General features: G+C 61.5%; 27 protein-coding genes. 21 read left to right on the forward strand and 6 right to left on the reverse strand.

What is annotated here, in order from left to right:
• Window positions 1–83: 83 nt before the first annotated feature.
• Window positions 84–1,448, forward strand: coding sequence for a glutamate--tRNA ligase (locus ACX3VQ_RS08135; RefSeq protein WP_462580364.1), 1,365 nt, complete (start codon window positions 84–86; stop codon window positions 1,446–1,448).
• A gap of 126 nt (window positions 1,449–1,574) precedes the next feature.
• Complete coding sequence (locus tag ACX3VQ_RS08140; protein ID WP_462570520.1) at window positions 1,575–1,874, forward strand: PilZ domain-containing protein; 300 nt, start codon at window positions 1,575–1,577, stop codon at window positions 1,872–1,874.
• A 401-nt stretch (window positions 1,875–2,275) separates the two neighbouring features.
• On the opposite strand, the gene pyk is transcribed toward ACX3VQ_RS08140, so the two are convergent.
• On the reverse strand, window positions 2,276–3,745 hold the full coding sequence (gene pyk, locus ACX3VQ_RS08145; protein WP_462580365.1) for a pyruvate kinase: 1,470 nt from the start codon (window positions 3,743–3,745) through the stop codon (window positions 2,276–2,278).
• Between the two features lie 48 nt (window positions 3,746–3,793).
• On the opposite strand from pyk, the gene ACX3VQ_RS08150 reads away from it, so the two are divergent.
• From ACX3VQ_RS08150 to ACX3VQ_RS08165, 4 genes are all read left to right on the forward strand, one after another.
• The gene (locus ACX3VQ_RS08150) at window positions 3,794–4,114 is read left to right on the forward strand and encodes a DUF1244 domain-containing protein (protein ID WP_462580366.1); all 321 of its coding nucleotides are present in this window, start codon (window positions 3,794–3,796) and stop codon (window positions 4,112–4,114) included.
• A 101-nt stretch (window positions 4,115–4,215) separates the two neighbouring features.
• A complete protein-coding gene (locus tag ACX3VQ_RS08155; RefSeq protein WP_203111360.1) occupies window positions 4,216–4,452 on the forward strand; it encodes a DUF2312 domain-containing protein in 237 nt (78 codons plus the stop codon).
• 13 nt (window positions 4,453–4,465) lie between these two features.
• Window positions 4,466–4,813, forward strand: coding sequence for a heavy metal-binding domain-containing protein (locus tag ACX3VQ_RS08160; RefSeq protein ID WP_462580367.1), 348 nt, complete (start codon window positions 4,466–4,468; stop codon window positions 4,811–4,813).
• Between the two features lie 113 nt (window positions 4,814–4,926).
• On the forward strand, window positions 4,927–5,799 hold the full coding sequence (locus ACX3VQ_RS08165; RefSeq protein ID WP_462580368.1) for an alpha/beta fold hydrolase: 873 nt from the start codon (window positions 4,927–4,929) through the stop codon (window positions 5,797–5,799).
• Here ACX3VQ_RS08165 and ACX3VQ_RS08170 read toward each other — a convergent pair.
• Window positions 5,796–6,413 (reverse strand): CPBP family glutamic-type intramembrane protease, encoded by a 618-nt coding sequence (locus ACX3VQ_RS08170; RefSeq protein WP_462580369.1) that lies wholly within the window; start codon window positions 6,411–6,413, stop codon window positions 5,796–5,798. The genes ACX3VQ_RS08165 and ACX3VQ_RS08170 overlap by 4 nt on opposite strands.
• Before the next feature lie 177 nt (window positions 6,414–6,590).
• Between ACX3VQ_RS08170 and ACX3VQ_RS08175 the strand changes: the two genes are divergently transcribed.
• From ACX3VQ_RS08175 to ACX3VQ_RS08195, 5 genes are read left to right on the forward strand one after another with little or no spacing between them, the layout of a single operon-like run.
• Entirely contained in the window at window positions 6,591–7,334 is a 744-nt protein-coding gene (locus tag ACX3VQ_RS08175; RefSeq protein ID WP_462570515.1) for a YebC/PmpR family DNA-binding transcriptional regulator, read from the forward strand.
• Entirely contained in the window at window positions 7,334–7,684 is a 351-nt protein-coding gene (locus tag ACX3VQ_RS08180; RefSeq protein ID WP_462570514.1) for a DUF3147 family protein, read from the forward strand. Before ACX3VQ_RS08175 ends, ACX3VQ_RS08180 begins: the two co-directional genes overlap by 1 nt.
• Before the next feature lie 7 nt (window positions 7,685–7,691).
• Window positions 7,692–8,165, forward strand: a complete 474-nt coding sequence (gene ruvC / locus ACX3VQ_RS08185; protein ID WP_462580370.1) for a crossover junction endodeoxyribonuclease RuvC — start codon at window positions 7,692–7,694, stop codon at window positions 8,163–8,165.
• A complete protein-coding gene (locus tag ACX3VQ_RS08190; protein ID WP_462580371.1) occupies window positions 8,165–8,482 on the forward strand; it encodes an antibiotic biosynthesis monooxygenase family protein in 318 nt (105 codons plus the stop codon). Before ruvC ends, ACX3VQ_RS08190 begins: the two co-directional genes overlap by 1 nt.
• Complete coding sequence (locus ACX3VQ_RS08195; protein WP_462580372.1) at window positions 8,479–8,823, forward strand: arsenate reductase; 345 nt, start codon at window positions 8,479–8,481, stop codon at window positions 8,821–8,823. The genes ACX3VQ_RS08190 and ACX3VQ_RS08195 overlap by 4 nt, the downstream gene beginning before the upstream one ends.
• Here ACX3VQ_RS08195 and ACX3VQ_RS08200 read toward each other — a convergent pair.
• Window positions 8,820–9,116, reverse strand: coding sequence for a hypothetical protein (locus tag ACX3VQ_RS08200; protein WP_462580373.1), 297 nt, complete (start codon window positions 9,114–9,116; stop codon window positions 8,820–8,822). The genes ACX3VQ_RS08195 and ACX3VQ_RS08200 overlap by 4 nt on opposite strands.
• Here ACX3VQ_RS08200 and ACX3VQ_RS08205 point away from each other — a divergent pair.
• Entirely contained in the window at window positions 9,115–10,092 is a 978-nt protein-coding gene (locus ACX3VQ_RS08205; protein WP_462580374.1) for a glycerophosphodiester phosphodiesterase family protein, read from the forward strand. The genes ACX3VQ_RS08200 and ACX3VQ_RS08205 overlap by 2 nt on opposite strands.
• A 28-nt stretch (window positions 10,093–10,120) precedes the next feature.
• Here the strand turns inward: ACX3VQ_RS08205 and ACX3VQ_RS08210 are convergent, their stop codons facing one another.
• Together ACX3VQ_RS08210 and ubiG are read right to left on the reverse strand one after the other, a co-directional pair.
• On the reverse strand, window positions 10,121–11,272 hold the full coding sequence (locus ACX3VQ_RS08210; protein ID WP_462580375.1) for a serine hydrolase domain-containing protein: 1,152 nt from the start codon (window positions 11,270–11,272) through the stop codon (window positions 10,121–10,123).
• A 111-nt stretch (window positions 11,273–11,383) separates the two neighbouring features.
• Window positions 11,384–12,127, reverse strand: a complete 744-nt coding sequence (gene ubiG, locus ACX3VQ_RS08215; protein ID WP_462580376.1) for a bifunctional 2-polyprenyl-6-hydroxyphenol methylase/3-demethylubiquinol 3-O-methyltransferase UbiG — start codon at window positions 12,125–12,127, stop codon at window positions 11,384–11,386.
• 53 nt (window positions 12,128–12,180) lie between these two features.
• Here ubiG and ACX3VQ_RS08220 point away from each other — a divergent pair, with 53 nt between their 5' ends.
• The 6 genes from ACX3VQ_RS08220 to purU all read left to right on the forward strand — a co-directional run bounded on the left by ACX3VQ_RS08220 (window position 12,181) and on the right by purU (window position 18,584).
• Window positions 12,181–13,461: an aspartate kinase gene (locus tag ACX3VQ_RS08220; RefSeq protein WP_462570508.1), complete on the forward strand. Its 1,281-nt coding sequence runs from the start codon at window positions 12,181–12,183 to the stop codon at window positions 13,459–13,461.
• A 198-nt stretch (window positions 13,462–13,659) separates the two neighbouring features.
• Window positions 13,660–14,277 carry a helix-turn-helix domain-containing protein gene (locus ACX3VQ_RS08225; RefSeq protein WP_462580734.1) on the forward strand — a complete coding sequence of 206 codons (618 nt, stop codon included), beginning with the start codon at window positions 13,660–13,662 and terminating at the stop codon, window positions 14,275–14,277.
• 315 nt (window positions 14,278–14,592) lie between these two features.
• Window positions 14,593–15,438 (forward strand): GGDEF domain-containing protein, encoded by an 846-nt coding sequence (locus tag ACX3VQ_RS08230; RefSeq protein ID WP_462580377.1) that lies wholly within the window; start codon window positions 14,593–14,595, stop codon window positions 15,436–15,438.
• Window positions 15,439–15,485: 47 nt separating this feature from the next.
• A complete protein-coding gene (purT, locus tag ACX3VQ_RS08235) occupies window positions 15,486–16,667 on the forward strand; it encodes a formate-dependent phosphoribosylglycinamide formyltransferase (RefSeq protein ID WP_462580379.1) in 1,182 nt (393 codons plus the stop codon).
• Between the two features lie 41 nt (window positions 16,668–16,708).
• Window positions 16,709–17,728 (forward strand): NAD(P)H-dependent flavin oxidoreductase, encoded by a 1,020-nt coding sequence (locus tag ACX3VQ_RS08240; RefSeq protein WP_462580380.1) that lies wholly within the window; start codon window positions 16,709–16,711, stop codon window positions 17,726–17,728.
• Between the two features lies 1 nt (window position 17,729).
• Window positions 17,730–18,584, forward strand: a complete 855-nt coding sequence (gene purU, locus ACX3VQ_RS08245) for a formyltetrahydrofolate deformylase (protein WP_462570504.1) — start codon at window positions 17,730–17,732, stop codon at window positions 18,582–18,584.
• Window positions 18,585–18,604: 20 nt separating this feature from the next.
• Here the strand turns inward: purU and ACX3VQ_RS08250 are convergent, their stop codons facing one another.
• The gene (locus ACX3VQ_RS08250; RefSeq protein WP_462580381.1) at window positions 18,605–20,719 is read right to left on the reverse strand and encodes a PQQ-dependent dehydrogenase, methanol/ethanol family; all 2,115 of its coding nucleotides are present in this window, start codon (window positions 20,717–20,719) and stop codon (window positions 18,605–18,607) included.
• A 141-nt stretch (window positions 20,720–20,860) separates the two neighbouring features.
• On the opposite strand from ACX3VQ_RS08250, the gene ACX3VQ_RS08255 reads away from it, so the two are divergent.
• The 3 genes from ACX3VQ_RS08255 to ACX3VQ_RS08265 all read left to right on the forward strand — a co-directional run bounded on the left by ACX3VQ_RS08255 (window position 20,861) and on the right by ACX3VQ_RS08265 (window position 23,367).
• On the forward strand, window positions 20,861–21,736 hold the full coding sequence (locus ACX3VQ_RS08255; RefSeq protein ID WP_462580382.1) for a dienelactone hydrolase family protein: 876 nt from the start codon (window positions 20,861–20,863) through the stop codon (window positions 21,734–21,736).
• A gap of 135 nt (window positions 21,737–21,871) precedes the next feature.
• Window positions 21,872–22,876, forward strand: coding sequence for an SPFH domain-containing protein (locus tag ACX3VQ_RS08260; protein ID WP_462570501.1), 1,005 nt, complete (start codon window positions 21,872–21,874; stop codon window positions 22,874–22,876).
• Entirely contained in the window at window positions 22,876–23,367 is a 492-nt protein-coding gene (locus tag ACX3VQ_RS08265) for an NfeD family protein (protein ID WP_462580383.1), read from the forward strand. Before ACX3VQ_RS08260 ends, ACX3VQ_RS08265 begins: the two co-directional genes overlap by 1 nt.
• Window positions 23,368–23,369: the final 2 nt, after the last annotated feature.

The following is a 23,369-nucleotide window of genomic DNA, read 5'->3' on the forward strand; positions in this document are numbered from 1 at the left end:
GGGCTGAACAACCTTGGCCCCGCCGGAGTTTGTGCTCTGGCGGGGCTTCGCTTTTGTGCCAACTGGCGCTAACGGCCAATGCCATGACAACCACCACGCGTTTTGCCCCTTCGCCCACGGGCCGCCTTCACGTCGGCAATATCCGCACCGCGCTCCATAACTGGATGCTGGCGAAGCAGAGCGGCGGGCGCTTCCTGCTGCGGATCGACGATACCGATGCCGAAAGATCGCGCGAGGAATATGTCGAGGCAATCAGGGCTGACCTCGCCTGGCTGGGGCTGGAACCTGACGGTGAGGAACGCCAGTCGCTGCGGCTGGCACATTACGAGGCAGCCTTCGAAGCGTTGAAGGCTGCCGGACGGGTCTATCCAGCCTATGAGACCGCGCAGGAGCTGGAGCTCAGGCGCAAGGTTCTTCTGGGGCGGGGCCTGCCGCCGATTTACGATCGCGGCGCGCTCAAATTGACCGATGTGGAGCGAGCGGAGAAAGAAGCCGAGGGCATTCTTCCGCACTGGCGCTTCCTGCTCGACCATGAAGAGCCGATCGCATGGGAAGATGGAATTCGTGGGCCGCAGAAATTCGATCCGTCCACACTCTCCGATCCTGTGATTAGAAGGGCCGACGGATCTTGGCTCTATATGCTTCCAAGCGCGGTCGACGATATCGAAATGGGCATCACGCACGTGCTGCGCGGCGAAGACCATGTTTCCAACACTGCTGTTCAAGTTCAGATGTTTACCGCACTTCATGCTGCAGGTTTTGCTGCAGCATCCGATGCAGCAAGTCCGCACCCCGCATTCGCGCATGAGGCGCTGTTGATGGGCAAGGAAGGCAAATTGTCAAAGCGCCTCGGATCGCTTGGCTGCGATGCGTTCCGCGAGAAAGGCATTGAGCCTGAAGCGCTGATTGCACTGCTTGCGCGGCTGGGAACTTCGCTTGCCGTGGAGCCGATTGCCGACCGGGCGGCGCTGATCGAAAGCTTCGACCTGGCGACTTTCGGGCGCGCCCCGGCCCGATTTGACGATGCCGAACTTGAGCGGATCAACAAGGCGATCATCCACCAGCTCGGTTTCATCGAGGTAAAGGACCGTCTGCCCGCCGGGATGGATGAGGCAGGTTGGCACGCGATCCGTCCCAATTTGGCGACAGTGGCCGAGGCTGGCGAATGGTGGCGGCTGGTTACTGGGCCGATCGACCGGATCGAATTCGGCGCTGAAGACCGCGCCTATCTGGCTGAGGCGGCGCAAACGCTCGAATGGAGCGATGACCCCTGGCACACACTCACAGCCGCGTTGAAGGACAAGACTGGCCGCAAGGGAAAGCCGCTGTTCCTGCCGCTGCGCCAGGCACTTACGGGCATGGACCACGGGCCGGATATGGCCGAGCTACTGCCTTTGATCGGCGAGGCAGAGGCGCGGGCGCGGCTGGAAAGGGCCGCCCACAGCTGATTGAACCCTGCGGCAAACTGCGTAACCGCGAATTAACCAGTTTCCTCCACCAGAAATCTGCCATGCTCGTAACGGGACTGGCAAGCCTGCCGCGTTACTCTGGGGCAAGCACGTTGGGGAACAGGCATGGATTTGCAGACAGAGCGCAGACAGAACGAACGCTTTGCGGCGCGTTACAATGCCGAAGTGCGCTATCGCTCGGGCTTGAAGCTTCAGTTGCCGGTGCTGGATATCAGTGTGGGGGGCTGCATGGTCGATGCGCGTTCATGGTCGATCCGCCCTGGCGAACTGGTTGCAGTCAAACTACCCGGCCTTGGCTACCAGCCCGCCGAAGTTGTGTGGATCGAGGATCAGCGCGCCGGGATCGTGTTCGAAGAACCGCTTTACGGGCCGACGTTGGAACATCTTAATCAGCTGGCGGCTTGACGCTTGCAAGGTCAAACCGTTGTTCTTGCCGCTGCGCCAGGCGCTCACCGGCATGGACGGCGGGTCGGCTATGAGTGACTCTTTTTACGGCACCCTCACTCTCAGCCTCGGCAAGGCCCGCGGCAAATAACTTATTCATGCTACAGAGATTACCCAGTCTGCGAGCGTCCGCAATGGGCGACGAATATGCCGCCGACGAACAGAAGCGGTCTATCCGGGGTGAAAAGGGCTAAAGCACGCCCATAAATCTGAGCACCAGTACGATCACCACGATGGTTACAACGAGTCCCAGGATACCCCGCACTAGACGATTCCTTTCCAAACTTTGAGTGAGCAAACCCACTCGGCACTCAACGCCCATGCTTAAAGTTTGTTCCGGCTCGGCGAAGGCGGCCCGGGCTCTACCCCCCATGCTTCTCCAGCTCGTCACCCGCCAGGGTCACGACATGCAGCAGGTTCGTGCTCCCCGGCGTCCCGAACGGCACACCCGCCAGCGCGATCAGCTTGCTGCCGGCCGTGCCAAACCCATGGCGCAGGGCCATCCGCTTGCCCTTCGCAATCATCTCTTCGAAGCTGCCGATATCCTTGGTCATCACCGCGTGCGCGCCCCACAAGAGCGCCATGCGCCGGGCGGTGCGCTGTGAAGGGGTGAGCACCAGCATCGGTACGCCGGGCCGCTCGCGCGCCACACGCCGGGCGGTCGAGCCGGAGGATGTGAAAACATTGATTGCGCTGATTGCAACGGTGTCAGCGATGGTCATGCAGGCGTGTGCCAGCGCGTCAGATGTAGTTGCATCGGGGGGTGTCGCAAGGAACCGGACTCGCGCCTTGTAACCTTCGTCGCGCTCGACCTGCACCGCGATCTTGTCCATGATCGACACTGCCTCTTCCGGCCATTCGCCCGCTGCCGTTTCGGCCGAGAGCATCACCGCATCGGCGCCGTCATAGACCGCGTTGGCAACATCGGACACTTCGGCGCGCGTTGGCGTGGGGCTTTCGATCATAGATTCGAGCATCTGCGTCGCGACGATCACCGGCTTGCCTGCCGTGCGCGCGGCGTTGACGATGCGTTTCTGGAGCGGCGGAACCTCATAGGGCTCCAGCTCGACGCCCAGATCACCGCGCGCCACCATGATGCCGTCCGATTGTTCGATGATCTCGGTCAGCCGCCGAACCGCCATCGGTTTTTCGATCTTGGCGCAGAGCGCGGCCTTGCCGCCGATCAGCTTGCGCGCTTCGGCCAGATCTTCGGGGCGTTGCACGAAGCTCAGGCCCACCCAGTCAACGCCTTGCTCGATAGCGAAAGCAAGATCGCGGCGGTCCTTTTCTGTCAGCGCCGGGATCGGCACTTCGGCATCGGGCACATTCACGCCCTTGCGGTCGGATATTACGCCGCCGACTTCGGCCGAACAAAGGATCTCGTCTGCGCTCGCCTTGATCACCTTCAGCCGGATCTTGCCGTCATTGATCAGCAGCCGCTGGCCCTTTTCCAGAATTCCGAACAGTTCGGGATGGGGCAGGCAGACCCGTGTTTCATCGCCCGGCTCGGGATTGCGGTCGAGCGTGAAGTGGCCCGAATGGCGGATCACCGCTTGCCCCTCCTTGAACGTGCCCACGCGCAGCTTGGGCCCCTGCAGGTCAGCCAGGATCGCGATCGGGCGGCTGAATTCCTTTTCCAGCGCGCGGATCGCCCGGATCGCCTCGCCGTGCACCTTGTGCTCGCCGTGGCTCATATTGACGCGAAAGGCGTCGGCTCCGGCCTTGAGCAGGCGGCGCAGCATCTCGGGCGAACGACTGGCTGGGCCGATAGTGGCGAGAATCTTGACCTTGCGGTTACGCGGATCGAGCCGGTTGAGTGAGGGCTTGGACATGGCAAACTGCTATGGCACAGCTATATTGCAAGACAAGGAATAGTAACCATGGATACGAATGCGCCCGTTACTTCTGGCGATGCTCTTGATCAGCTGGACGATGCGGTGGCCGCCGCTGCCTTCCGTCGGCTGGTCCGGCATCTGCGCCATCGCCACGATGCGCAGAACATCGAACTGATGGGGCTGGCGGGTTTTTGCCGCAATTGCCTGGCAGACTGGATCCGTGATGCGGGATATGCAGGCGACAAGGCTGCGGCGCGAGAGTTGGTTCATGGCATGCGACAAGACGAGTGGAAGGCGACGAGGCAAAGCCCCGCGACCGCCGAACAGCTTGCTGCGATGGAAGCAAGCCTGAAAAAGAACCAGTAAGCGAAAAATAAGGTGGATTGATCCAGGGGCGGGTTCACGCCGCCCCGGTCGCTGGCTATCGCTGGTCCGACCGATTCTCATTCCAATGGAGACAGAACCAGATGGCTGAAGCCACCGATGACCGCCTGCGCCTTTTGATTGAACGCATTGAACGCCTCGAGGAAGAAAAGAAGGGCATCGCCGACGATATTCGTGATGTCTATGCCGAAGCCAAGGCGGTAGGTTATGACGCCAAGATCATGCGCCAGATCGTGCGCCTGCGGAAGATGAAGCCCGATGATCGGGCCGAAATGGAAATGGTGCTCGACACGTACAAGGCCGCGCTCGGCCTCGGTTAAGGAGAGAAGGACAATGGCAGGACCCTGGAAAGACGCACGCGGGATTATCGTCACCACCACACCCACGATCGAAGGGCAGCCAATCCAGCAGTATCTCGGCATCGTCACCGGCGAGGTAATCGTCGGTGCCAATATCTTCCGCGATCTTTTCGCCAATATCCGCGACATCGTGGGCGGCCGTTCGGGTAGCTATGAGCGCATCCTGGCCGAGGCGCGCGAACAGGCGATCCAGGAACTGCAGGCCGAATGCGGCGCGCGCGACGGCAATGCCGTGGTCGGCGTCGATCTCGATTATGAAGTGATCGGCGATACCGGCTCGATGCTGATGGTTTCGGCCAGTGGAACAGCGGTCAGAATCTAGCCGTCTGAAACCGTATGGCGGCGGGGCACCGGCTTGCTGTGCAATTGGGTAATTGTGATACCGGGCGGCGGGTTTTACGCGCGGCCATCTGTTGACCTTTGCAAGGGGCTTTCATGGCCGATCAGGACCCGTTCGAATTTCGCCCCGCGCGCTTCACCGCTTTGGATGGGCTAGTGCTAACCGGCGATGTCGGTGGGCCGGATGTTGCGCCGCTTGTTTTGCTGATGCATGGCGGCGGGCAGACCCGGCACAGCTGGGCAGGCGCCATGCGCGCGCTCGTTTCCGCGGGCTACCGTGTGGTCAATCTGGATGCCCGTGGCCATGGCGAAAGCGAGTGGTCACCGACACAGGCCTATTCGATCCATGACCGGATCAAGGATATTCATGCCATTGTCGACGGGCATGACGGGCCATACGCGTTGGTTGGCGCATCGATGGGCGGGCTCACCTCCATTCATGCGATCGGTGAAGGTGCTTCGCCCGCTGCGCTGGTGCTGGTCGACATCGTCACCGACATGGAACCGGCAGGGGTAGAGCGCATCGTCGGCTTCATGAATGCGCACCACGCAGGCTTTGCCTCGCTGGATGAGGCGGCAGACGCGGTGGCAGCCTATTACCCTGAGCGTCCGCGGCCAGAAGATCCGAGCGGTTTGATGAAGAACCTGCGCCTGCGCGGCAATGGCCGGCTCTATTGGCACTGGGATCCGGTAATGTTCGGAGTTGAAGATCCGAGCAAGTTCCACGATCCCCTGAAGCGTTCAACCATGAGGCTGGGCGAACGGCCGGATGTGCCGGTGCTGGTCGTGCGCGGCAAGCTGTCCGATATGGTGTCTGATGCCAGCATCGCAGCTTTCCGCGCCAAGGTGCCGCATGCCGAAAGCGTGGATGTGGGCGACGCGGGCCATATGGTAGCAGGCGACAGGAACGATGCCTTCAATGCTGCGGTCATCGCCTTTCTTGAGCGGAGCATGCCCGTCTCGGGCTAGCCGCCAAAAGCGCTCGCCAGCGCCACAACACCCAGGATCAGCCCGTTGTGCGCGGCATGGAGCAACACGCAGCTCCACAGCCCGTAATGGACCCGCAAATAGGCCAGGATCGTGCCCAGCACGAATTGCGGCAGTACGAGTGGCAGCAGGATAGCGAGGCTGCCCTCTTCATAATTCAGCAGGTGGATCGAAGCGAAGGCGAAAGTGCTGAGCCAGAAGATGATCGGGAAGATGGCGCGGAACCAGCCAAGTGCAGGCCGGTTCCGTAGCAACAGGATTGCCAGGAAGGCAAGCAATGCGGTGGCCACCAGCACAGCCAGATATTGTCCCTGGTCACGGGCAGCAAAGGTGAGAGTGACTGCTGTTCCCCCGCTTAGCATAACCAGAAATGCCAGCAGATGGCCGGGCCGCCCCGACAGCCAGCCACGAAACAGGATTTCTTCGGCAAGAGGCGCGGCGATAACCACCATAAGGGCCAGTCGCAGATCGATCTCGAAGCCGGACAACGCCGTTTGGGGCAGGTCTACGCCAACCATCAGGGCCAGCAAGGCGACAGAAACCAGCACCAGCATGATACCCAGATCAAGCACCAGCATGCGGAGAACCGCTTTCAAACTCCCGAATCCGAATGGAGCGGTTTGTTCGGGAAGTGCCGGGAGTTTAACGAAGGCCAAATAGCTCGCCCATTCCGCTTGCGCATGGATATGCGCGGGAAGGCTTGTGATTTTACGCGTCATGCGGCTAATGCGACCCCCTGTTCCCACCAATCGAGATTTGCGAAACGACATCCCATGGCAGGCCATTCCAAATTCAAGAACATCATGCATCGCAAGGGCGCGCAGGACAAGAAGCGCTCAAACCTCTTCTCCAAGCTTTCGCGCGAAATCACAGTCGCGGCGAAAATGGGCATGCCCGATCCGGACATGAATCCGCGCCTGCGCCTTGCGATCAATGCGGCCAAGGCGCAATCGATGCCGAAGGACAATATCCAGCGTGCAATCGACAAGGCATCTGCCAATGACGGAGATAATTACGAGGAAGTGCGCTATGAAGGCTATGGCCCGGGAGGCAGCGCGATCATTGTCGAGGCACTGACCGACAACCGCAACCGCACGGCCACCAATGTGCGCACCTGCTTTTCCAAGAACGGCGGCAATCTGGGCACTGAAGGTTCGGTTCAACACGGCTTCGAGCGGCTTGGCCTGATCGAATATCCGGCCAGTGCAGGCGATGAGGAAAAACTGCTGGAAGCCGCGATCGAAGCGGGTGCAGTCGACGTTGAAAGCAGCGAAGATGGCCACACCATCTGGACCGCTGCCGACGACCTTCACGCTGTTGCCAGCGCGCTCGAAGCCGTGCTTGGCGAAGCGGAAAACGTCAAGCTGGCGTGGAAGCCGAATATCACCGTCGAGATGGACGAATCGGGCGCGGCGACATTGCTGAAGCTGGTTGATGCGCTGGATGACGATGATGACGTCCAGACTGTGTGGGGCAATTACGAGATCAGCGACGAGATCATGGAGAAGATCGGCTGATGTGGAGCTTCGTCGCGAAGGCGCTGCTTGCCGGTGCGATGATCGCGGCGATTGCCGAAGTGGGCCGGCGGCTGCCCGCGATGGCGGCGCTGATCGCCTCACTACCCCTGGTCTCGATCCTGGGCATGATCTTCCTTTGGCATGCGCGCCCGGATGCCGAAAACATGGCCACCCATGCCGAGGCAACCTTCTGGTTCGTCCTGCCCAGCCTCCCGATGTTTCTTCTGATGCCATTGATGCTGCGCCAGGGTTTCAGCTTCTGGATCACGCTCGCGGCAGGCTGCGCGCTGACCGTGGCGCTCTATTTCATCATGGTGCAATTCGGTCCGCGCATCGGCATCCGGATATGATTCCGATATGCTGATCCTCGGCCTCGACCCCTCGCTCAGCTGCACCGGTTGGGGCGTCATCCGGGTCGAGGGATCGCGCCTCATCCATATCGCCAACGGCGAGGTCAAGACGGATTCCAAGGCGCCGATGGCGCAGCGGCTCGATCACCTGCATGGCGCGATCGCCGCGGTGATCGCTGCCCATTCGCCCGACCGGGCTGCGGCGGAAGAAGTCTTCGCCAACAAGAACCCGCAATCGACCCTCAAGCTGGCGCAGGCGCGCGGCGCAGTGCTGGCTGCCTGCGGCGCGGCCAGCCTTCACGTCAGCGAGCATGCCGCGCGATTGGTCAAGAAGGCCGTTGTCGGCACCGGCGGGGCCGAGAAGGCGCAAGTCCAGGCCATGCTCAAGATACTTTTGCCGGGGGCGAAAATTGCCGGGGCCGACGCCGCCGATGCACTGGCAGTGGCGATCGCTGATGCCCATCTCAGGGGAACCGGTTGATGTATCTGGTGGTGTTTCGCAATCGCAAACGTGCCGATCTGGTTCAGGCCAAATATGATGCCGAGGCTGACGCCATGCTCGCGCTTGCCTCGGTGCAACCCGGCTTTCTCGGCTTCAAGAGCTTCACTGCCGAGGACGGCGAGGTTATCGCGCTGTCCGAATGGGAAAGCGAGGCGGCCGCCCGCGCCTGGGGCAAGGTGGCAGAACACCGCGCGGCACAGGATAATGGCCGCAATGAATATTACGCCAGCTACACGCTGTTCGGCTGCGACAATCCGCGTATCCACCATTTCGAAGCAAGGGACACCACCAAGTGACGATCCATTTTTACGGAATTCCCAATTGCGACACGGTGAAGAAGGCCCGCAGCTGGCTTGATGCAAAAGGCATCGCCTACGCATTTCATGACTACAAGAAGGAAGGTGCCGATCCGGCCAAATTGGCGGAGTGGATCGAGGCCAAGGGCGTGGATGTCGTGCTCAATCGCCGCGGCACGACCTTTCGCAAGCTGTCAGATGAAGAAAAGGCCGATATCGACGCCGCCAAGGCCGTCACATTGCTCGCGCAATATCCAGGCATGATCAAACGCCCGGTGATCGAGCACGCAGGTGGCATTCTGGTAGGCTTCAAGGAAAGTGAATGGAACGCGGCGTTTTAAGTGGCGCTGTCGCCCCAGTCGCTGCCTTCCATGTGCGCGCGACCGGTCATGGCGCCCGCCTGCTTGTTGGCGGCGTTCCAGATATCATCCTTGATTCCCGCAACATCATAGCCGGCACCCCACATGCCGATGACCACGATCAAGGTCGCAAGGAGCAGTTTCTTGAACATAGCCCGCAAAAATACAGGGATCATTGCTAAGGTGAGGTTAAATTGTGGCTTTATCGGCCTGTTAACCGCAGTGAGCCTGGCAGCCACATTCCCGGCGGCGGCCAATGCAATGGGTGATGACATGTTGATTATTGCCCATCGCGGCGCAAGTGCAGAACGGCCAGAGCACACGCTGGCCGCCTATGAACGCGCGATCGATCAGGGGGCTGACTATATCGAGCCCGATCTGGTCGTGACCAGTGACCTGGTGCTGGTTTCACGCCACGAGAACGAGCTATCGGACACTACCGATGTTGCCAGCCGGGAAGAGTTCGAGGATCGCCGCCGTGAAAAGACTGTAGATGGCCAGCGCATTGCAGGCTGGTTTGTGGAAGATTTCACTCTTGCAGAGCTACGCACCCTGCGCGCCAAAGAGCGGATTCCCGCCTTTCGCCCGGCCAATGCGCGCTTCAACGGGCTGTATCAGGTGCCGACGCTGGAAGAGATCGTGAAACTGGTACGGGCGAAAGAGGCGGACAAAGGAAGCAGGATCGGCCTCTATCCCGAGCTCAAGCATCCCAACTTCCTGCTGCAGGAGGCGGGGATCGACATGGTCGATCTGCTGCTCAAGGAACTGCGCAATCTCGGCATTACAGCGGCGGATCCGGTATTCATCCAGAGCTTCGAGGTAGGGACATTGCGGCGGCTTGGCCAGCGCAGCGATTTCAAGCTGGTGCAGCTGGTGAAGCCCGAGGATGGCCCGGCCGATGAGCCCGCGATGCGCTATGCGGAAATGATCACGCCGACCGGGCTGGCGGAGATCGCCCGATATGCCGATGTGGTTGCGGCGCATATCGCCATGATTCTCGGGCCCGATGGCACCCCCACTTCGCTACCCGCCGATGCGAAGGCGGCAGGGCTCGCACTCCACGCCTGGACGCTCCGCCCCGAAAATGCCTTCCTGCCTGCCAGCCTGCGTGGCAGCGGCGGTGATGCGGGCAGAGGCGACCAGGCTGCATTGCTTGGCCTGCTTGGCCGGGCAGGGGTTTCGGGCGTGTTTGCCGACGATCCCGGCGGTGCAGTCAGCGCGCGGAACGGGCAAGGATTGGCAGAGCGCTGATCGGGCTAGCCAGTTGTGGGCGCGGCAATCAACGATCTTGTGGCTGGCCTTGGGGCAGGAAGATCTCTGCCAGTCGGGAAGCAGGTGCTGCAAAATCCTGGAAATTGTCAGCCCGGGCATTGATGGCCATTGCAATGACGATGTCGAAATCGGGGTAGACAACCAGCCACGCCATCGAACCCTTGCTCACTCCCCCGTGATGAACAATCCACACCTCGTCGCCGAATTTTGAGGGGTCAAGTCCAAGCTCGTCTGCCGAATGCTTCGTACTGCGCCAGCCTAGCGCATAGGATTGCTCGTTGATATCGCCATTGGTCAGGGGTTGCGGCTCCCACAGCATTGCGACTGTTGCGGGCTTGAGAAAGGAACCGCCAAGATAGGCTGCGCCCAGCCGCGCCATATCGGCAGGAGTGCTGGCAAGACCGCCACCGGCAAGCTTGCCGCTCAAATCGACCTCTCTCCAGGGATAAAATTGATCCCCTTGGCGATCATAGAACGTGGCCCGGCCAGGCGGATCGTCGGGCAGGTGATCAGCGCCCGTGTTCGACAGGCCTAGCGGTGCGGCGACTTCGGCATCCAGCAATTTTAGAAATGGCTTGTCCGCAGCGGATTGAAGGACGGCTGAAGCCAGAGCAACGTCAAACGATGAATAGTGGAAATCTTCCCCCGGCGTGAACAGCATATCACTACCATCGAACTGGTCGAGCGCGTCGGCAACATTGTCATAGTGCGACCAGAGCAGGAACGAGTCGAGCGCGCCGATCCAGTCATTGTTTTCCTCATAGCCGGGAAGGCCGGCCGTGTGTGAATGCAGCTGGCGTAAGGTAAGATCCTGCCAATGGGATGGAAGGCCTGGCATGTAAGCCGAAATTGGCTGATCCAATTCGATGATATCTTTCTCCAGCAGCCTCCCGGTCACGCTAACGGTGAATGCCTTAGACGTGCTGCCGATCCTGAAAGTCGTATGCGGTGTTGCTGCAAGCCTGCGATCAATATCGGCCCATCCTTGTGCCTCTGCCCAGACGAGCTTTCCGTTCACTGCCACTGCCGCTGAAATTGCCGGCACGTTGATGTCGGTGCGATGCTTGGCAAGCCAAGCGCTGGCAATTTTTGCTGGCTCCTGAAATCCGTGACTGACAACGGTTTTGGGCTTGGGCGTATCGGGAAGATCAACTGCCATTGCCCAATGCCACGCCAGATATGAGGCGGGCACAAGTGCGCTGACGGCCAAAATTCGGATAAAAATCTTCAGCATCGTATTACTCGATTTACGCAGATCAGGGTACTAAGGTTACAAATTCGCCGGCCTTGCGCTGAAGATAAAATTTAGTGACACGTCATCGGACAGGTGGAGGCCCTTGCCCGGGCGCCACGCAATTCCGCGCACTTCCCCTATGGCCAGGCCAGCCTCGGCCAGCAGGTCAGCGAGTTCCTCTGGCGTCACGAAGTCGTTCCAGTCATGCGTGCCGCGCGGGACATAGCCGATGCGCTCTGCCGCCTCGACCAGCAGCAGGCGGCTCGCCGCCGTGCGGTTGGGAGTGGACATGACCAGCAGGCCGTCAGGCTTGAGGCTTGCACCAACGGCTGCAAGGAAAGCGCCTTTGTCAGCCACATGCTCCAGCACCTCGAACGAGGTGACGAGATCGAAGGTACCGAGATCGAGGCTGGCGAGCTCGCCCGCCATATAGCGGATGTCGAGCCCGGCACCTGCGGCATGCGCGCTAGCGACGCCGATATTCTCGGCTGAGGCATCGACGCCGGTCACCTGCGCGCCGTGCCGGGCCAGCGGCTCGCACACCAGCCCGGCGCCGCAGCCCACGTCGAGCGCGCTCTTGCCGGCGAGCGGCCGGGGCGCGCGGATATCGCCGCTCCAGTGCCGGTCGATCGCTTCGCGCAGGAAAGCGAGGCGCACCGGATTGACCTGGTGCAGCGAAGCCATCGGGCCCTTGGCATTCCACCATTCGCGCGCCAGCGATGAAAAATGCGCTGCTTCCTCTGGGCGGATGGTTACATTTGTGACATTTGCCTTTGTCATTGTGCGTCCCTAACAGCGCGCACAGATTCGAACCAGCTTGGAGCGCAAAAGCCTTGGCACGCATCGTGATGAAATTCGGCGGCACCTCGATGGCGGGGACCGAGCGCATTCGTCGCGTGGCGAATATCGTGCGCAAACAGCAGGCCGCCGGGCACCAGGTGGCAGTGGTTGTTTCGGCCATGGCGGGTGAAACCGATCGGCTGGTCAATTTCTGCCGCGAAGCCAACGCGATCTATGATCCGGCGGAATATGACGTGGTGGTTGCCAGCGGCGAGCAGGTGACCAGCGGATTGCTGGCGCTGACCCTGCAATCGATGGGGTGCAGGGCGCGCAGCTGGCTCGGCTGGCAATTGCCCGTGCGCACCATCGAAGCGCATGCCAAGGCGCGGATAGAATCGATCGAGGCGGATGCACTGATCGCTTCGATGGAGGCAGGCGAAATTGCCGTCATCCCTGGCTTCCAGGGGCTCGGCGATGACGGCAGGATCACCACGCTTGGGCGCGGAGGGTCTGACACTTCTGCTGTGGCGGTTGCTGCGGCAGTGCATGCCGATCGCTGCGATATCTACACCGATGTCGACGGGGTCTACACCACCGATCCGCGGATCGTGGCCAAGGCGCGCAAGCTCAAGGCCGTGACCTATGAGGAAATGCTCGAGCTGGCCTCGGTCGGGGCAAAGGTGCTTCAGACCCGCTCGGTCGGCCTGGCGATGAAAGCGGGCGTCCGCGTGCAGGTGCTCTCTAGCTTCCTGGGCGATGACGCGGTCCCCGCAGACGACCTGCCCGGCACATTGATCGTGTCGGATGATGAAATGAGCCAGCTAGTGGAGGACGGCAACATGGAACGCCAACTCGTGACCGGTATCGCGCATGACAAGAATGAAGCGAAGGTGATTCTTACCCGCGTACCTGACAAGCCGGGCGCTGTGGCGCATATTTTCGAGCCGCTGGCTGCTGCCTCGATCAATGTCGACATGATCATCCAGAATGTCGGCCGCGACAAAGGCGAGACTGACGTGACCTTCACTGTACCTCAAGCCGACCTTGCCCGCGCACAGGCGCTGCTGGAGGACAAGCGCGAGGAAATCGGGTTCAACCGTATCATTACCGACAACAAGATCGCCAAGGTAAGCGTGGTGGGCGTAGGGATGAAAAGCCATGCCGGTGTTGCCAGCACCATGTTCCGCGCACTCAGTGATCGCGGGATCAATATCCAGGCGATCTCGACCTCCGAGATCAAGGTTTCGGTGCTGATCGACGAGGACGAGACCGAACTGGCCGTGCGCGTGCTCCACACTGCCTATGGCCTCGATGCCAAGGATGAGGCTGCTTAGTGGCAGCCCCGGTTAAGCGGCTGATCCCCTGCGCCTGGCTGGCCAACCCGCCGCGAAGGTAGCACATGGCGTCGCGCCGAGCGTGGCCGATAACCGAATCTTAATGCTCTCGGACGACCTCTTGGGGTCTAGCAAGGAGAGCAAACCATCCCGATCGAGGCGCAACTGTTTCAAGACACGGCCGGGCCTGATTCGCGGCTGCATGACCGACGCTATCTATACCTTAAGACAAGCGGCGGCACTGCAACGAGCGAACGGGCCAATGTCACCGTGCACAACGTCTCGGCAACCGGCATGCTGATCGAGACTGAGCTTGAACTCGGCTCTGGTGCGGAAATTGAAGTCGATCTCCCCCATGAGGGAGCGGTGGTTGCTCGCGTCGTGTGGTCAAGCGGCCGCCTGTTCGGATGCCAGTTCAATCGCGCCATCGGCACCGCCGCGCTCAGCGCGGTCGAGCTCAGGGCGGGGGCGCCGCTTCCCCCAATGCCCGCTGCGCCTGTGGACCCCGCCTTGCTCGGCGCCGGACTGGGCAAGAAGCTGGAGCAGACCCGCAAGGCCCGGGGGCTAACCCTGGCCCAGGTCGCCGACCAGCTGGGCGTCAGCAAACCCACCGTTTGGGCGTGGGAAAAGGGCAAGGCTCGCCCCGTGGATGACCGCATTCCCGCGATCGCGGAAGTGCTGGGGCTGAATGCAGAAGAGCTGATTTCGGCGCATCATCCTGTGGGTGTTTCCCAATTGCTGCATGCCAGCCGTGACCAGATAGCCAGGGCGCTGGGCCTGGACGCCAGCATGGTTCGCATCCTGATCGAAATCTGATTGCCAGTGCATTGTCCTTTAATGCGAACAGATTTCTTCACCTCCGGACGTATTATGGTAAACGGAAATATAAATTGATTCGTTTTTTAGTCAGGTTAACTTAACAGGATTAACGTTTGTCAGATGAATTACTTGAAAAACAGGTAATCTGGTCAATAAATTCGTAAACCGGTTAGTTAAGTTATACACAGGGCCTGACGGCGGGTTGATGGGTTTGGTCGCGCAAGCCGGGGGCATTCGGCAATGAAGGAATCCTTCTCCGGAAGATACGGGGAAATATTGCAGGACATGCTGGCAGAAACAGCCGGCAGCATCTTGATCAAAACCGATGTGGAAGGATTTATCGAGGACGCTTCGCGCGGAATTGAGGCCTTGGGGCTGCGCCTGTCTGAGATGCTGTTCAAGCCTCATCTGGCGGATCTTACCACGCCCGGGCACGCCGAAGCGGTGCGCGCCTATCACGAGGAATCGCTGGCCGGTTGCACGCCAGCCAACCGGCTCGAATTTCCGCTGGCCAGCGGCTCGCCGGAAAAGGCCTGGTACGCGCTCAGCCTGCGCCCTGCCCCTGATGAGCAGGGCAGAATTGTCGGCGCGCTGGGTCTTTTGCGATCGGTTGAAGGCCGCCGTTCTCTGGAAGGCGAGCTGGCGGCGGCTGCCATGACCGATGCTGCCACCGGCCTTGCCAATGCTCGCGCATTCCAGGCGATGCTCGCACAGCTGCTGGCTCGCGGTTCGAACGGGGCCGTCGCGCTCTTCGAGATTGATCGATTTGCCGCATTCAAGCTGCGCTTCGGCCACGCGATTGCGGATGATGTTCTGTGGGCGTTTGGCAGCTTTCTGGCCAATGTCCTGCCTGAAGATCGCATTCTGGCCCGGCTCGATGGAGATCGCTTTGCGGTATTGATGCCTGATTGCGCGGCACCTGATGCACTGGCGCTGACGCAGGATGCACTGGCGACTTTTGCAAGCCTTTCCGGTGAAGTGAAAGGCGGCGATATGCGGCTGACGGCCTCTGCCGGAGTTGCGAGCTTTGCGGGATCGCTCGATACGGTCATGGCGCATGCAGAGCGTGCGCTGGTGGTGGCCCGGGCCATGGGCGGGCGCAGGGCTGAAATCCGCCACGACCACTCCGGCAAGGGATCCCAGCTAACCGGCACCTAACCAACCCAACCGTTGGCTTGGCCAGGTTCTGCGGCTAGAGCCGTGCCATGTCATTCACCAAGAAAATCCTGCTGCTCGGCTCTGGCGAACTGGGCCGCGAGTTCACCATCTCGGCCAAGCGGCTGGGTGCCTATGTCATCGCCTGCGATGCCTATGCCCATGCGCCTGCCATGCAGGTGGCCGATGCAAGCGAAGTGTTCTCCATGCTCGATGGTGCAGCCTTGCGCGCCGTAGCGGAGAAACACCGGCCTGACCTGATCGTGCCGGAGATCGAGGCAATCCGCACAGAGGTGCTGGGCGAACTAGAAGCGGAAGGCTTCAACATCGTTCCTTCTGCCCGGGCGACGCAGCTGACCATGAACCGTGACCGCATTCGCGATGTGGCCGCGCAGGAGCTGGGCCTGGCGACCTCTGTGTATCGCTATGCCGAAAATTTGGAGGAAGTGCGGGCCGCGGCGCAGCGCACCGGCTTTCCCTGCGTCATCAAGCCGGTCATGTCCTCATCGGGCAAGGGCCAGAGCAAGGTCGACAGTGCGGCCGGGCTCGAAGCGGCGTGGGATTATGCAGTGGCCAATATGCGCGGCGATCGCAGCCGGGTGATCGTCGAGCAGTTCATCGATTTCGACTATGAAATCACCTTGCTTACGGTGCGGCATGCGGGCGGGGTAACCTTCTGCCCGCCGATCGGCCACCGGCAGGAACGCGGCGACTACCAGGAAAGCTGGCAACCCACCCCGATGAGCGAGGCGGCCATCGACAAGGCGCAGGATATGGCGCGCAAAGTGGTCGAGAATCTCGCTGGCGCTGGCCTTGGCTGGGGCCTGTTCGGCGTCGAATTCTTTGTCAGGGGTGAGGAAGTGATCTTCTCGGAACTCTCGCCGCGACCGCATGACACCGGGATGGTGACGCTGATTTCGCAGAACCTGACCGAGTTCGACCTGCATGCCCGGGCGATCATGGGCCTGCCGGTTCCCGCCGAAATCCGCGCGCGGCCATCGGCTTCGGCGGTCATCCTGGCGGATCGCGAGAGCGCGGATTTTGCCTTTAGCGGAGTGGAAGATGCGCTGGGCGTGACGGGCGGCACGGTTGACCTGCGCCTGTTCGGCAAGCCGACCACGCGGCCCTATCGCCGCATGGGCGTGGCCCTGGCCGTGGCTGACAATACAGACACGGCGCGGCGCATCGCTGCCGAAGCGGCTGGCAAGGTGAGAATCCTCTATAATGACTGACATGCTTGCCGCGCGCGGGCTTCGGCCCTAATCGGCGGCGCATGAGCAATTATCCCAAGACCAGCCGCCTGATGCAGCGCGGCACCGATTTCCTCGGCTGCGATTATGCGATTCTGTGCGGCGCGATGAGCTGGGTATCCGAGCGGAACCTCGTTTCGGCCATCAGCAATGCCGGCGGCTTCGGCGTGATCGCGTGCGGCGCGATGACGCCCGAACTGCTCGACACCGAAATCGCCGAGACGAAGAAGCTGACATCCAGGCCGTTTGGCGTGAACCTGATCACGATGCACCCGCAGCTGTTCGAGCTGATCGATGTCTGCAAGCGGCACGGCGTCGGGCATGTGGTGCTCGCTGGCGGCATCCCGCCCAAGGGCAGCGTCGAAGCAATCAAGGGCGAAAGCGGAACCGATGCGAAGGTCATCTGCTTCGCCCCCACGCTGGCGCTGGCGAAGAAGCTGCTGCGTTCCGGCGTTGATGCACTGGTGATCGAAGGGATGGAGGCCGGTGGCCATATCGGCCCGGTATCGACCAGCGTGCTGGCGCAGGAGATGCTGCCTGAGCTGGCGGACGAGCATCTGATCTTTGTTGCCGGCGGGATCGGCAAGGGCCAGGCGATCGCCGGCTATCTCGAGATGGGCGCGGCGGGCGTGCAGCTCGGCACGCGCTTTGCCTGCGCCACGGAAAGCATTGCCCACCCCGATTTCAAGAAGGCTTTTTTCCGCGCCAGCGCGCGCGATGCGATCGCCAGCGTGCAGGTCGATCCGCGGCTGCCGGTAATCCCGGTCCGCGCGCTCAGGAACAAGGGTACGGAGGAATTCACTGCCAAGCAGTTCGAAGTGGCGGGCAGGCTCGACCGGGCAGAAGTCGACATGGGCGAAGCGCAGCTCCAGATCGAACATTTCTGGGCAGGGGCGCTGCGCCGCGCAGTGATTGACGGTGATGTCGAAGGCGGCAGCCTGATGGCAGGCCAGTCGGTCGGCATGGTCAAGGCAGAAGAGCCGGTCGCAGATATCATCCAGACCCTGATGGCTGAAAGCGAAGAGGCGTTGACGCGGCGCTGACATGGCTGGGCCGCTTGTCCTGACCCTGTCGTGCCCTGACCGGCCCGGCATCACCGCCCGGGTGAGCTCGTTGCTGTTCGAGCGCGGCGGCAATGTGCTCGAAGCGCAGCAGTTCAACGATTGCGAGAGCGACCGCTTCTTCATGCGCGTCGAATTCGATCCGGGCGCCGTACCGCGCGAGGAAATCCGCGCAGGCATCGCCCCGCTGGCGGGCGAGTTCGAGATGCAATGGAAACTTTCGCTGCGCGATCGGCCACGCCGGGTGATGATCATGGTCAGCAAGTTCGACCATTGCCTGGCCGATCTGCTCTATCGCTGGCGTATCGGGGAACTGCCGATGGAGCCGGTGGCGATCGTGTCAAACCACCCGCGCACAGCGATCCACCACACCGATATTGGCGGCGTGCCGTTCCACCACTTGCCGGTCGCGCGCGAAACCAAGCCTGAGCAGGAGGCGCAGGTTCGCGCCATCGCCGAAGAATGCGATGCCGAGCTGGTGGTGCTGGCCCGTTACATGCAGATCCTGTCAGACGAGCAGGCGGCGTTCTTCTCGGGCCGCTGCATCAATATCCACCACAGCTTCCTGCCGGGTTTCAAGGGCGCCAAGCCCTATCACCAGGCGCATGCCCGCGGGGTGAAGATGATCGGCGCCACCGCGCATTACGTCACGCATGACCTTGATGAAGGCCCGATCATCCACCAGGATGTCGAGCCGATAACCCACGCCGACACGCCCGGGGAACTGGTGCGCAAGGGGCGCGATATCGAACGGCGCGTGCTGGCCGAAGCGGTGCGGCTGCACCTTGAGGAACGCGTCCTGCTCAATGGCACACGCACCGTGGTATTCAGGGGCTGATGCCGGGCAGCGCGCTGCCCTCAGTCAAGCCCCGCTGCCTTGTCCTCGTTTGCACGGGCGATGATATAGGCGCGGATCGCGTCTGCTTCCGTTTCAGTCAGGCTTTCGGCAAAGCTCACCATGCCCCGGTCCTGCAACATGCCCCCGCGCACGACCTGAAGGAATGTGTCGCGGCTTTGCAGCGTGCCCGATCGCCGCAGATCAGGCAGGACGGTTGATCCCACCGCTGCAGGAGCATGGCACACCGCGCAATAGCGGGCGTATTTCTGCTTGCCGAGCGCAATGGTTTCAGCGTTGGCCCGGCTCGGGGGTGGATCGAGCGGCAGTTTGGCCAGCTCCGGCTGGGGCGGCAGCTTGCCAGCGGCACCGAGTTTGAAAACCAGCAGTCGGCTGATGTTCTGGACCGGCTTGGCGTCATCGATCAGCCCGCCATCGGCGGTGATGGCATAAGCGCCGCCCCAGCCTGCCAGAACCGCCACAAATTGTTCGCCAGCGATAGTATAGGTGACGGGCGGGGCAACTACGCCTGTTTGTGCGGGAAAGCTCCACAGTTTCGTGCCGTTTGCCGCATTATAGGCATTGAATTCGCTGGAGGAATTGCCCTGGAATACCAGGCCGCCACCGGTTGCCAGCACACCGCCGTTCCACGGACCGGCATGCTCCACTTCCCAGCGTGCCTTCTGGGCCACCGGATCCCATGCCAGCAGCTTGCCCCGCACAGTGCCATATACCTGTTTGCGGATTTGCGGGTCGGGCGGGAGATCGCCAGCGCCAAGGTCATAACCGACATTGAAGCCGCGCTTGGGATCAGGCTTCCAGCCCTTGAGGGGGGCGTAGATAGAGGCTGCTTCGAACGCCGGGATGTAGACCAGGCCTTCGCCCGGGTGATAGGCCATGGGGTGCCAGTTATGCCCGCCCAGCGGCCCCGGCATGACCAAGGCGGGCTTTCCGGTTTTCTCCGTCCGGGCTTCGGGGTTCTCGATTGGCCTGCCGTTCTCGTCTATTCCCAGGGCCCAGCTTTGCGGGATATAGGGCTGTCCGCTGATGAACTTGCCGGTTTCGCGGTCGATGACGTAGAAAAACCCGTTCTTCGGCGCCTGCATCAGCACCTTGCGCGGTTTTCCGTCGATTTCCAGATCGGCCAGCATGATGTGCTGGGTGGCGGTATAGTCCCAAGTCTCGCCCGGCGTGGTCTGGTAATGCCACACATATTCGCCGCTATCCGGGCGGATCGCGACGATCGAGGATAGGTAGAGATTGTCACCATCGCCGGTGCCGTCTTCGCCGGGGCTGCGATATGCGCGGTTCCAGGGTGATCCGTTGCCTACGCCGATATAGAGCAGGTCGAGATCGGGATCGTAGGCCATCGCATCCCATACAGTGCCGCCGCCGCCCAGCTTCCACCACTCGCCGCTCCAGGTTTCGGCCGCAGCTTTGAGATATTCGGGATCGTCGTCACTCGGCTCGTCGGGCACGGTATAGAAGCGCCACAGTTCATCGCCGTCCTTTGCGTCATAGGCAGCGATATAGCCGCGCACACCGAATTCGGCCCCACCATTGCCGATCAGCACCTTGCCGTCGATCACACGCGGTGCACCGGTGATGGTGTAGGATTTTTCTGGATCGGTGGTCTGCTTTTCCCAGATCACCTTGCCGCTGCCGCGTTCCAGCGCGATCAACCGGCCGTCAAGCGTGCCGAGGAACAGCCTGTCGCCCCAGGTCGCGAGCCCGCGATTGACCACGTCACAGCAGGCCTTGGCCGCAGTTTCACCGGGAACTTGCGGGTCATATTCCCATAACAGCTTGCCGCTCGCGCCATCGAAGGCTTTCACCTTGCTCCAGGCGGTGGTGAGGTAGAGCTTGCCATCAATCACAAGCGGGGTGGCTTCCTGCCCCCGCGCGGTGTCCATATCAGCGAACCAGGCCAGGCCAAGCTGGTCGACATTGCCGGTATTGATCTGGTCGAGCGGGGAAAAGCGCTGCTCGGAATATGTGCGCCCATAGGTGATCCAGTTGGCGCTATCGGCCTCGGCATTGAGCAGCTCTTCCGAACCGATCCGGCCGCTATCGCTGCATCCGGCGAGCAGCAGGCTGGCAGCGCTCAAGGCCGCTATGATAAAACCGTTCGCTTTCATTGCGCTATCTCTCCCCAAAGAACTGGCGCTTGGTCCACCTTCCGTTCTCGTCCGCGAAGCAGACTGCCGCGAAGTTGCGCAACTGTCCATTGTGCAAATAAGCTAGTCAGGGCAGGATCAGGCCAATCGAAGGAGCAGACGATGTGTGATGAAGCAATGATAACCCGCTGGGCGAAGGAAGGGCTTAGCCGCCGCCAGTTCGGCACGCTGGGCGGGATCGCGGTGCTGGCCGCCTGCAACCCTGGCGATGGGTTGGCCGACAACGGTAATTCGGCGCTGCTCACCGAAAGCACGGTCTCCTTCGGTACGCCCGACGGGACGATGGACGGCTTCTTCGTCCACCCCGCATCGGGAGCGCATCCCGCCGTGCTGCTGTGGCCTGATATCGCCGGCATTCGCGAGGCCAAGCGTATTATGGCGCGGCGGCTGGCGGGCGCAGGCTATGCGGTCCTCGTCGCCAATCCCTATTACCGCGACGCCAAGGGCGAGATATGGAAGGACTTCGCCGATTTCGCCGGCAATGACGGTTGGCCCAGGGCGCGCGAGATGCGCGGGCATCTGGACGCAGAGGCGATCATGCGCGATGCCGTTGCGGCAATCGGCTGGCTTGACACGCAGGCAGCGGTCGATATCGCGCGCGGCGTGGGCACACAGGGTTATTGCATGGGCGGGCCCTTCACCTTCTGGACCGCGGCGGCGGTGCCATCGCGGGTCCGCGCGGCGGCAAGTTTCCACGGCGGCGGGCTGGTTCGCGAGGGCGATCCGCTGAGCCCGCACGCGCTGATCGGCCAGACGCAGGCGAGCTATCTCGTCGCCATCGGGCAGAACGACGATGCCAAGGCGCCGGAGGAAAAGACCGTGCTGGCCGAGGCGTTCAAGGCTGCCGGTCGTCCTGCGCAGGTCGAGGTGTTCGATAGCGACCATGGCTGGACCGTGCCTGACAGCCCGGTTTATGCCCAGGCAGCGGCGGAAAAGGCCTGGACCGATCTGCTGGCGCTTTACGGTAAGGCACTGTGACGCCGGGATCGGTCGCTCACCGCGTGCAAGCATGCAAATAAGCGGAACGGTCACTGTTATTGATCCGCTTTTGCTTGGCCCGCGAGTGGATGGACGTTACTCTGCCACTCGACCCCGGTTTCTGGAGTAGCATTGATGGAATATATTGCCCTCGCCGCGCTTGTGTTCTTGCTGATCGTGTTCTTGCTGATGGCGGTGCGGGTCGTGAGGCAGGGCTATGTCTACACGATCGAACGGCTCGGAAAATTCACCATGCCTGCCGAACCGGGCTTGCACATCATCATCCCTTTCGTCGACCGCGTCGGGCAGAAGGTAAACATGATGGAGCAGGTGCTCGACATTCCGGGGCAGGAAATCATCACCGCCGACAACGCCATGGTCGGCGTGGACGCGGTGGTGTTCTTCCAGGTACTTGATGCGGGCAAGGCAGCCTATGAAGTTTCCAGCCTCTATCAGGCGATCATGGCGCTCACGACCACCAATCTGCGCACAGTCATGGGCAGCATGGATCTGGACGAGACGCTGTCGAAGCGGGATGAGATCAACGCCCGGCTGCTGGCCGTGGTCGATCATGCAACTTCGCCCTGGGGCGTGAAGATCACCCGCGTCGAGATCAAGGATATCCGCCCGCCGCACGATATCTCCGAAGCCATGGCGCGGCAGATGAAGGCAGAGCGGCTGAAGCGCGCGGAAATTCTCGAGGCTGAAGGTGACAAGACCAGCTCTATCCTGCGCGCCGAGGGGCGCAAACAATCTGCCATCCTCGAGGCTGAAGGCAAGCGCGAAGCGCAGTTCCGCGATGCCGAAGCACGCGAGCGCGCGGCCGAGGCGGAAGCGCGCGCAACGCAGATGGTATCGGATGCAATTGCCGCTTCGGGCAATCAGGCAATCAACTATTTCATCGCACAGGAATACACCAAGGCGGTGGCCAAATTCGCTGAAAGCCCCAACGCCAAGACCATTCTGTTCCCGGTAGAGGCGACCCAGTTGATTGGATCGCTGGGCGGGATCGGCGAGCTGGTGCGCAGTGCAATCCAGCCAGCCGAAGGCGACGTCACAACCGCGATGGGCTCTCGCTCAGGCACGCAACTTACACCGGGAAAGCCGCGTACCAGCGTGCCTCGCACAGGGGATAGTTGATGGACGGCCTCGAAGGCTTTGATGCGCATTGGATTTGGATTGCCATTGGGCTGATCCTTGCCGCACTGGAAATGCTGGTTCCGGGGGTTTACCTGATCTGGCTCGCAGTTGCTGCGGTCATCACCGGTGTGCTCACTCTGGGCCTTGGTCTCGGCTTTCCTTCGCAGATTGTCATCTTTGTATTCCTGTCGCTGATCGCGGCTTTCAGCGCGCGGCGAATGCTGCGCGATTCGCCGATCGAAAGTTCGGATCCCCTGCTCAACCGGCGCGGCTCGCGCCTGGTGGGGGAGACCGCGATCGTCACCCAGGCGCTCGATGGCGGATCCGGCCGCATCAAATATGGCGATAGCGAATGGATCGCGCGGGGGCCGGACATGGGGATTGGCACAAGGGTGCGTATCATCGGCAGCGACGGGGCGATTCTGCAGGTGGAGCGGGCAAACCTGCTGGGCACCGAAACCGGCACGGCGCCGGAAGCAGACGACAGCTGAAC

It is taken from the genome of Altererythrobacter chaiwopuensis, from assembly GCF_054957735.1.

What these genes read in the sequence shown, in the direction of transcription:
- ACX3VQ_RS08135 (WP_462580364.1), top strand. Translation starts at nt 84, where the DNA reads ATGACAACCACCACGCGTTTTGCCCCTTCGCCCACGGGCCGCCTTCAC.
- ACX3VQ_RS08140 (WP_462570520.1), top strand. Translation starts at nt 1,575, where the DNA reads ATGGATTTGCAGACAGAGCGCAGACAGAACGAACGCTTTGCGGCGCGT.
- pyk (WP_462580365.1), bottom strand. Translation starts at nt 3,745, where the DNA reads ATGTCCAAGCCCTCACTCAACCGGCTCGATCCGCGTAACCGCAAGGTC.
- ACX3VQ_RS08150 (WP_462580366.1), top strand. Translation starts at nt 3,794, where the DNA reads ATGGATACGAATGCGCCCGTTACTTCTGGCGATGCTCTTGATCAGCTG.
- ACX3VQ_RS08155 (WP_203111360.1), top strand. Translation starts at nt 4,216, where the DNA reads ATGGCTGAAGCCACCGATGACCGCCTGCGCCTTTTGATTGAACGCATT.
- ACX3VQ_RS08160 (WP_462580367.1), top strand. Translation starts at nt 4,466, where the DNA reads ATGGCAGGACCCTGGAAAGACGCACGCGGGATTATCGTCACCACCACA.
- ACX3VQ_RS08165 (WP_462580368.1), top strand. Translation starts at nt 4,927, where the DNA reads ATGGCCGATCAGGACCCGTTCGAATTTCGCCCCGCGCGCTTCACCGCT.
- ACX3VQ_RS08175 (WP_462570515.1), top strand. Translation starts at nt 6,591, where the DNA reads ATGGCAGGCCATTCCAAATTCAAGAACATCATGCATCGCAAGGGCGCG.
- ACX3VQ_RS08180 (WP_462570514.1), top strand. Translation starts at nt 7,334, where the DNA reads ATGTGGAGCTTCGTCGCGAAGGCGCTGCTTGCCGGTGCGATGATCGCG.
- ruvC (WP_462580370.1), top strand. Translation starts at nt 7,692, where the DNA reads ATGCTGATCCTCGGCCTCGACCCCTCGCTCAGCTGCACCGGTTGGGGC.
- ACX3VQ_RS08190 (WP_462580371.1), top strand. Translation starts at nt 8,165, where the DNA reads ATGTATCTGGTGGTGTTTCGCAATCGCAAACGTGCCGATCTGGTTCAG.
- ACX3VQ_RS08205 (WP_462580374.1), top strand. Translation starts at nt 9,115, where the DNA reads ATGTTGATTATTGCCCATCGCGGCGCAAGTGCAGAACGGCCAGAGCAC.
- ACX3VQ_RS08200 (WP_462580373.1), bottom strand. Translation starts at nt 9,116, where the DNA reads ATGTCATCACCCATTGCATTGGCCGCCGCCGGGAATGTGGCTGCCAGG.
- ACX3VQ_RS08210 (WP_462580375.1), bottom strand. Translation starts at nt 11,272, where the DNA reads ATGGCAGTTGATCTTCCCGATACGCCCAAGCCCAAAACCGTTGTCAGT.
- ubiG (WP_462580376.1), bottom strand. Translation starts at nt 12,127, where the DNA reads ATGACAAAGGCAAATGTCACAAATGTAACCATCCGCCCAGAGGAAGCA.
- purT (WP_462580379.1), top strand. Translation starts at nt 15,486, where the DNA reads ATGTCATTCACCAAGAAAATCCTGCTGCTCGGCTCTGGCGAACTGGGC.
- ACX3VQ_RS08240 (WP_462580380.1), top strand. Translation starts at nt 16,709, where the DNA reads ATGAGCAATTATCCCAAGACCAGCCGCCTGATGCAGCGCGGCACCGAT.
- purU (WP_462570504.1), top strand. Translation starts at nt 17,730, where the DNA reads ATGGCTGGGCCGCTTGTCCTGACCCTGTCGTGCCCTGACCGGCCCGGC.
- ACX3VQ_RS08250 (WP_462580381.1), bottom strand. Translation starts at nt 20,719, where the DNA reads ATGAAAGCGAACGGTTTTATCATAGCGGCCTTGAGCGCTGCCAGCCTG.
- ACX3VQ_RS08255 (WP_462580382.1), top strand. Translation starts at nt 20,861, where the DNA reads ATGTGTGATGAAGCAATGATAACCCGCTGGGCGAAGGAAGGGCTTAGC.
- ACX3VQ_RS08260 (WP_462570501.1), top strand. Translation starts at nt 21,872, where the DNA reads ATGGAATATATTGCCCTCGCCGCGCTTGTGTTCTTGCTGATCGTGTTC.
- ACX3VQ_RS08265 (WP_462580383.1), top strand. Translation starts at nt 22,876, where the DNA reads ATGGACGGCCTCGAAGGCTTTGATGCGCATTGGATTTGGATTGCCATT.